The sequence below is a fragment of the Pseudoalteromonas luteoviolacea NCIMB 1942 genome (assembly GCF_001625595.1).
In the GTDB taxonomy this organism is placed as follows: domain Bacteria; phylum Pseudomonadota; class Gammaproteobacteria; order Enterobacterales; family Alteromonadaceae; genus Pseudoalteromonas; species Pseudoalteromonas luteoviolacea_A.
Window position 1 is genome coordinate 1 of the sequence record NZ_AUXT01000021.1, and the last position, 546, is coordinate 546.

Below are 546 nucleotides of genomic sequence, written 5' to 3' on the forward strand. Positions count from 1 at the left end.
GTAAGCGTATAGCAAAGTGCACCTGCTCATCATTCATCAACATGATTATGCTATTTCTGAATTTCAATTAGGAGATAGTCATGAGAAAAATGCGTAATCTTGAGCAGTGGCGCGATATTATCAAGCAGCAACAGGCCAGTGGTTTAACTATTATTGAGTTTTGTCAGCAACATGCTTTATCTAAAACCTCGTTTTACTCTGCAAAGAAAAAGTTGGCGGCTTCATCTGAGAATTTTGTGCGCGCTACAGTCACTCAACACATTCAACACACTGAGCAGCAAGCGCCCATTCTGTTGATGATTGGCAAAATAAAAATATCTTTACCACCCACCACGTCGGCATCTTACCTTAGCCAATTATTAGATGAGCTCGCCTGATGAAAATGTTCGTTGAGCCCGATCATATTTTTTTATACCGCGATCCGGTCGATTTTAGAAAATCTATCGATGGATTGGTCGCTATCATTGAAAACGAAATTGCACGAGATGCTTACTCAGGGGTTCTGTCTCTGTCTGGGAATAAAACCAAAGATAAACTCAAATTGGT

At 40.3% G+C, this 546-nt stretch carries 2 protein-coding genes; both read left to right on the forward strand.

From position 1 onward, the window contains the following. Positions 1–80: 80 nt before the first annotated feature. Complete coding sequence (tnpA, locus tag N482_RS02005; protein ID WP_063375496.1) at positions 81–377, forward strand: IS66 family insertion sequence element accessory protein TnpA; 297 nt, start codon at positions 81–83, stop codon at positions 375–377. A gap of 5 nt (positions 378–382) precedes the next feature. Then, positions 383–546, forward strand: a 164-nt coding sequence (tnpB, locus tag N482_RS26010) for an IS66 family insertion sequence element accessory protein TnpB (protein ID WP_419555002.1), incomplete at its 3' end; no start/stop codon positions are given.

Excerpts from the sequence above, each read along its gene's own strand:
- tnpA (WP_063375496.1), top strand. The coding sequence starts at position 81 with ATGAGAAAAATGCGTAATCTTGAGCAGTGGCGCGATATTATCAAGCAG.